Genomic DNA, 6476 nt, shown 5'->3' on the forward strand with positions numbered 1-6476 from the left:
TGCGACCCGATGGCTCAGGCCTGGGTCATGACGTGGCGAACCTGCGTGTATTCGAGCAGCGACTGCATCGACAGGTCGGAGCCATAACCAGAGTTCTTCATGCCGCCATGTGGCATCTCGGTGGCGAACGAGCCGTGGGTGTTGACCCAGGTGACGCCGTATTCGAGCCTGTCGGCAACGGAAGCCGCCGTTGCCAGGTCGCGCGACCAAACCGACGAGGCGAGGCCGTATTCGGAGGCGTTGGCCCAGTCGAGCGCGGTCTCGACGGAATCGACAGGCGTGATTGTCAGCACCGGCCCGAACACTTCCTTCTGCACGATCTCGGCCTCGAAGGGGGCTGCGACCAGCGTCGGCGCGTAGAAGAAGCCGGGCTGGTCGGGCACGGTGCCGCCGGCGATGATGTCGCAGCCATTGTCGTGGGCGCGCGAGACGAAGCCGGCGACCCGGTCGCGCTGGCGGGCGGTGATCAGCGGACCGAATTCGACGTCGTCACGTTCGGGCGCGCCGTAGACCAGCGTGCCGATCATCGCGGCCAGCCGTTCGGTCAGCTCGTCGGCGATGTCGCGGTGGGCGAGCACGCGGCAGGCGGCGGTGCAGTCCTGGCCGGCATTGTAGAAGCTCGCCTCGCGCAGCGTCTCGACCAGGCTGTCGAGATTGGCGTCGGCGGCGACGATGACGGGCGCCTTGCCGCCGAGCTCGAGATGGGTGCGCTTGATCATGTTGCCGGCTGCGGCGCGCAGCACGGCGCGGCCGGTGCCGACATCACCGGTCAGCGAGATCATGCGGACGAGGTCGTGCGAGATCAGCGTGTTGCCGATGTCGGGACCATTGCCGCAGACGACGTTGACGACGCCGGCGGGCAGCAGTTCGGCGAAGATTTCGGCCAGCGCCAGAAGGCTGAGCGGGGTGTGCTCGGACGGCTTGATGACCACGGTGTTGCCGGCGGCGATGGCCGGCGCGATCTTCCAGGCAGCCATCAGCAGCGGATAGTTCCACGGTGCGATCTGGGCAACGACGCCGATCGGATCGCGGCGCATGACGCTGGTGCGCTGGGCGTTGCGATAGTTGCCGGCGGCGGTGGCCGGCATGTTGCGCACGGCGGTGGCATAGAAACGGAAGACGTCGGCGACGTTGGCCAGTTCGCCTGCATGAACGTAGCGCAGCGGCTTGCCGGCATTGCGCGACTCGATCGGCGCCAGCAAATCTGCCCGTGCCTCGACGGCGTCGGCAATCGCAAAGAGGGCGCGGCTGCGCTCCTTCGGCGTGGTGCGCGACCAGCCCTTGTAGGCCTGGCCGGCGAAACGCACCGCTTCGTCGATCTGTGCCGGCGTGGCCGACCTCACCGAGGCCAGCGGCTTGCCGGTTGCCGGCTCGTAGGCCTGCTCGGCCTCGCCCTGACCTTCGACGAACTTGCCATTGATGAATAAACGCGTTTCAAACCCGCTCATAGTCGGCTCCATTTTCCGTCTTGTCTTTGGGTTGGTCTGCTGGGGGCGATCAGTCCGCGATGACGCGGATGCGCGCCGGATCGATCGACAACGACACTGCCTCACCGCTGGCGAAAACGTGATCGTTGCCGCTGAGCACCCTGACCGGCTGTCCCGCCAGCACCATCACGTAGCGGTTGCGCGCGCCGAGATAGACGCGGGTGCGCACTTCGCCTTCGATGTCGCCTGACTTGCCGATGGCGAGGTCCTCCTGGCGCAGCACCAGCCGCGCCGGGCCGCGCACCGCCTCGCTCTGCGACAGTTGCAGGCGCTGCCGGTCTGCAAGCACGGCCACCGGGCCGGTGTCGGTCGATTCGATGGTGACGGGGATGATGTTGGCCGAACCGAGGAAGTTCGAGGCGAACTCGGTCGCGGGGCGGCTGTAGATTTCGGCCGGGCTTCCCTGCTGCTCGACGCGGCCGCCATTCAGCAGCACGACGCGGTCGGACAGGCTGAGCGCCTCTTCCTGATCGTGGGTGACGAACAGCGTGGTCAGGCCAAGCCGCTTGTGGATCTCGATGAGCTCGACCTGCATGTCCTCGCGCAGGCGGGCGTCGAGATTGGACAGCGGCTCGTCAAGCAAAAGCACCTTGGGCTTGGAGACGATGGCGCGGGCCAGCGCCACGCGCTGCTGCTGGCCGCCCGAGAGCTGGCGCGGCTTGCGCTCGGCGAGGTGGCCGAGCTGCACGGTCTCGAGTGCGGCCTTGACGCGTTCGGCCTGCTCCTCGCGCGAGCCGATGCCGCGCATCCTGAGCGGAAAGCGGACGTTTTCCGAGACGCTGAGATGCGGCAGCAGTGCATAGGACTGGAACATCATGGCGATGTCGCGCTTTTCGGGCGGCAGCTCGGTCACGGTCTGGCCGTCGATGGCGACCGAACCTGAGGTGACGCTTTCGAGGCCGGCGACTGCGCGCAGCAGGGTGGTCTTGCCGCAGCCGGAGGCGCCGAGAAGGCTGACGAATTCGCCGGACGCGATGTCGAGCGTGATGCCATGCAGCACCTTCACATTGCCGAAGGATTTCTTGATGTCTTCAAGCCGTACGTTGGCCATGGTCAAGCACTCGCGAATTTCTTGATGCCGAGCAGCCGGTCGATGACCAGGATCAGCACGATGGTCAGGGCGATCATGATCGAGGACACTGCGGCCACGGAAGGATCGGGGCTGAATTCCAGCTGCCCGTAGATCTGCACCGGCAGGGTGGTCATGCCGGGCTTGCGCAGGAACAGCGACAGCACGGCCTCGTCAAAGGAGATGTTGAAGGCGAAAAAGGCGCCGGCCGCCAGGCCCGGTGCGCATTGCGGCACAACCACAAGCCACAGGCGCTGCATGCGGTTGGCGCCCATGGTCCGCGCCGCCTCCTCGAGGAAGGGATTGGATTCCGACAGCACGGCCAGCGTGGTGCGGATGACATAGGGCATGGCGATGACGGTGTGGCTGATCCACAGAACAGGCAGCGACACGGGGCCGACGACCGCGCTCCAGAACATCAACATGCCGATGGCGTAGATGATGGTGGGCAGCACCAGCGGCGACAGGAACAGCGAGGCCAGAACCTGCGAGCCGGGCAGCTGCTTGCGATGAATGGCAATGGCTGCAGCACCGCCGACGAACGTGGCCGTCACCGTCACCAGCAGGGCGACGATCAGGCTGACCAGTCCGGAGCTCAGATATTCCGGCGACGACAGCACCTTCTCGTACCACATCAGCGACAGGCCCTGCGGCGGGAAGCTGACGAACTGGTTGGCGGTCAGCGATGCGCCGACGACCACGATCAGCGGCGCAAGCAGCAAAAGGGCGGTCAGGGCGACGAAGACGATTGCCGCGATGCGGATCGAGGTGGGGACAGCCTTAACCATCGGAACGCCCCGTAAGCTTGATGTAGGGGATCAGCACCAGGATGACGCCGACGAAGAGGATGACGGCCTGGGCGGCGGCGAAGGGCCAGTCGAGCGTCTGGGTCACCGAATTGTAGATCGAGGAGGCGAGAACCTGGATTCGGGCGCCGCCGAGAAGGTTTGGCGTCACGAACGAGCTGGCCGAGAGCGTGAAGGCAAGCAGCGAGCCGGCGACGATGCCGGGCAGCGACAGCGGCAGCACGACCGAGCCGATGGTGCGCAGGAACGAACAGCCCATGGTGCGCGCGGCTTCCTCGAGGCGCGGGTCGATGCGGGTGATGACACCGAGGATCGACAGCGTCATGAAGGGCAGTAGCACCTGGACCATGCCGATGACGACGGCGGTCTCGGTCTGCATCAGATTGAAGCTGCGGCCGGCGAGGCCGAGATCGCGGAAAAGCTGCGGAATGAGGCCCGAGCGGTTGAGCAGCACCATCCAGCCGAAGGTGCGGACGACCACGCTGGTCATCAGCGGCAGGATCACCATGATCACCAGCCACAGGCGCAGCGACGGGCCGACGCGGGCCATGATGTAGGCGAGCGGAAAGCCGATGACGGCGCAGACGGCGGTGATGATCAGCGCCAGCTTCACGGTGCGCCAGAGCACGCTGAGATAGAAAGGATCGCCGAGGAAACGGGCGAAGTGTTCAAGTGTCGGGCCGCCAGGGCCCGACACCGAAAGCGCCAGCATCTGAAAGATAGGGAGGAAGAATGCCAGCGCGAGGAGGAGCAGGCCCGGGAGGACCAGTAAGAGGTTTTCAGTACGGTCGCTCACGGTGCCCGCTCTCCTGACGTCGAATGTTACTTGGCGATGGCCTTGTTCCAGGCCTCCACCCAGGCGGCGCGGTTGGCCTCGATCTTGGCCGGATCGAAGCGGATCAGGCCCTTCACGCCTTCTTCGCCGTAAGCGACGTCGGCTGCAACCTCAGGCGCAAGCTTGGCCTTCGAATTGGTGGGCGTGTAGCGCAGCGCTTCGGCAAAGCAGGTCTGGGCCTCGGCCGAGATCGACGTGTCGATGAACTGCAGCGCCAGGTCCTGGTTCGGGCGGTTGGCGACGAGGTTGGTCGTGATGTAGCTGGCCGGGGTACCTTCGGCGCCCTGGACGAACTTCGCCGGCAGTCCGGCAGTGCGCAGGGTGAAAGCGTAGTCCGAAGCATAAGGCGCAAGCCAGGCGTCGTTCTGGGCGAATTCCTGCTGGATCTCGGGCGACTTGGAGACGACGATGGCGCCGCCCTCGAGAAGCTTGCCGACGGCATCGAGACCCGGCTGGATGTTGTCGAGGTTGCCGCCCTCGACCTGATTGAGCATCAGGAAGCCGAGCATGCCGTAGCCGTTGGAGATGTCGGTGAGCACGAGATGTTCGCCGACGGCCGGATCGAGCAGGTCCTTCCAGCTCGACGGCGCCTTCGGTGCCTTGTCGCTGTTGTAGACCAGGCCGATGGCGGCGATCGAGTAGGCCGGGCCTTCGCCCTTGGCGAGGTTGGCCTTGGCGAAGTCATAGAGGTCGCCGGCGTTCTTCAGCTTGGTGGCGTCGATCGGGGCCAGCAGGCCTTCCGAAGCACCGACGATTTCCTGGCCGCCGGAGAAGTTGATGATGTCGAACTGGGGTGCCGCCTTCTGGGCGCGCAGCTGGGCGAAGGCATCGGAGGAGTAGGCGGTCACGATCTGGACCTTGGCGCCCGTCGCCTTCTCGAACGGCTCGATGATGCACTTCTTGTGGGCGGCCTCATAGGCGCCGCCGAAGGAATTGATGACGAGCGTCTTGTCCTGGGCACTGGCAGCACCTGCCGCCAGTGCAAGGATGGACGTGCTGAGCACAGCGATACTGAACCTGGATTTCATTGTAGTTCCCCTTCGGATTTAAGGTTGCAGTTAGAGGGTCGATCAGGCCAGGCGGCCGATTTCCACGACCTTGGCGCCTTCCGTACGGATCAGGCGGCACTGGGCGGCAATGCCCTCGAGATTCTCGGTCATCTTGCCGAAATAGGTGCAGGATATCCATCCGGTCGGGCCGAAGGTGCGGCCGCCGACGCCGTAGAACAGGCCGATCTCCCAGAACTCGGTCGGGTCGATCTTGAAGAAGTTCTTCGGCTGGTAGAACCACAGCAGCTCGCCGACTTCGGGCAGCACGGTCTGATTCTCGGGCGGAATGGTGGTCGGGTCGAAATTACGGGCTTCCTCGGGCAGGCCCATCATGATCTCGGGGCCGGAGAACATGGCGTGCGTTGCAGGCCACTGGATCGGCTTTTCCAGCGCGCCCCAGAGAGCCTTACAGGTCTCAGGAGCATTCTCCCAATAAAGCGTAATGATACCCGTCACGTCGGAATCGACGAATTTCAGGTATAGTTTGCGGTCGGTCATTGCGGCTCCTGTACGCTAAGAATGCCGTATTTCCGCGTTTTCGAGGTCCGATGTCCAATCGTCATTCGAAATTTGCCAGATAAAGAATTTTTATCGATGTAGGCTCGCCGGGGCATTTTTGTTCATTCGCTGCGGCTGGGGCGCAATAATATGCGCGGCGGCTTCAGTAGCTGACGTCAGGGCAACCGGAGCAGCCGCCAGTCGAGAGGCAAGCCGAAAGAACAGGATGAGCTGAGGAGGTGGCTTTCTGCGTTGGCGAGGCCGACAAGCTTGCTTTGCGCCAATGCGCCTTCATCGGTTTGCCACGCAAGCCACCTCTCCGCCATTTCATGGGGGCGAGGAAACGCCGATCGCCGACGCAGCACCCATAGCTGAGCAGTTGCTGCGATGTTGACGTGCGACCTCACAGAACTTGGGGTCCTCGCCCCCACGGAGTGGGGGAGAGGTGGCGCGGCGAAGCCGTGACGGTGGGAAACGAAGCCCGCTGTCGGTGGTCGCGACGGTGAGGAAAGGCTGGAGCGGATTTTACTCCGCAGCAGCCCTTGCCGCCTGACGCGCCACCGCATGGGCCCGCACGGCATCGCCAAACGCCTTGAAGATGCGCTGCGAGACATCGTCCGACTTGACCCAATATTCGGGGTGCCACTGCACGCCCACGGCAAAGGCCCTGGAATCGCGCACCGACACGGCTTCGACCGTGCCGTCGGGCGCGATGGCCTCGACCTGCAGCTT

At 64.5% G+C, this 6476-nt stretch carries 7 protein-coding genes; all 7 read right to left on the reverse strand.

The window, feature by feature from the left end; translation table 11 throughout:
* Positions 1-14 precede the first annotated feature (14 nt).
* Positions 15-1448, reverse strand: a complete 1434-nt coding sequence (locus tag NDO48_RS13120) for an aminobutyraldehyde dehydrogenase (protein ID WP_018429154.1) — start codon at positions 1446-1448, stop codon at positions 15-17.
* A gap of 49 nt (positions 1449-1497) precedes the next feature.
* Positions 1498-2538 carry an ABC transporter ATP-binding protein gene (locus NDO48_RS13125; protein WP_018429153.1) on the reverse strand — a complete coding sequence of 347 codons (1041 nt, stop codon included), beginning with the start codon at positions 2536-2538 and terminating at the stop codon, positions 1498-1500.
* 2 nt (positions 2539-2540) lie between these two features.
* A complete protein-coding gene (locus NDO48_RS13130) occupies positions 2541-3344 on the reverse strand; it encodes an ABC transporter permease (RefSeq protein WP_018429152.1) in 804 nt (267 codons plus the stop codon).
* On the reverse strand, positions 3337-4158 hold the full coding sequence (locus NDO48_RS13135; protein ID WP_026227435.1) for an ABC transporter permease: 822 nt from the start codon (positions 4156-4158) through the stop codon (positions 3337-3339). The genes NDO48_RS13130 and NDO48_RS13135 overlap by 8 nt, the downstream gene beginning before the upstream one ends.
* Before the next feature lie 26 nt (positions 4159-4184).
* Entirely contained in the window at positions 4185-5225 is a 1041-nt protein-coding gene (locus NDO48_RS13140) for an ABC transporter substrate-binding protein (RefSeq protein WP_026227434.1), read from the reverse strand.
* 42 nt (positions 5226-5267) lie between these two features.
* Complete coding sequence (locus NDO48_RS13145) at positions 5268-5744, reverse strand: DUF3830 family protein (protein WP_018429149.1); 477 nt, start codon at positions 5742-5744, stop codon at positions 5268-5270.
* A 525-nt stretch (positions 5745-6269) separates the two neighbouring features.
* The coding region (locus tag NDO48_RS13150) for a gamma-glutamyl-gamma-aminobutyrate hydrolase family protein (protein ID WP_267321608.1) at positions 6270-6476 on the reverse strand (207 nt) is incomplete at its 5' end.

This window comes from Aminobacter sp. MET-1, assembly GCF_026521175.1.
Lineage (GTDB): Bacteria > Pseudomonadota > Alphaproteobacteria > Rhizobiales > Rhizobiaceae > Aminobacter.

What these genes read in the sequence shown, in the direction of transcription:
- NDO48_RS13120 (WP_018429154.1), bottom strand. Translation starts at nt 1,448, where the DNA reads ATGAGCGGGTTTGAAACGCGTTTATTCATCAATGGCAAGTTCGTCGAA.
- NDO48_RS13125 (WP_018429153.1), bottom strand. Translation starts at nt 2,538, where the DNA reads ATGGCCAACGTACGGCTTGAAGACATCAAGAAATCCTTCGGCAATGTG.
- NDO48_RS13130 (WP_018429152.1), bottom strand. Translation starts at nt 3,344, where the DNA reads ATGGTTAAGGCTGTCCCCACCTCGATCCGCATCGCGGCAATCGTCTTC.
- NDO48_RS13140 (WP_026227434.1), bottom strand. Translation starts at nt 5,225, where the DNA reads ATGAAATCCAGGTTCAGTATCGCTGTGCTCAGCACGTCCATCCTTGCA.
- NDO48_RS13145 (WP_018429149.1), bottom strand. Translation starts at nt 5,744, where the DNA reads ATGACCGACCGCAAACTATACCTGAAATTCGTCGATTCCGACGTGACG.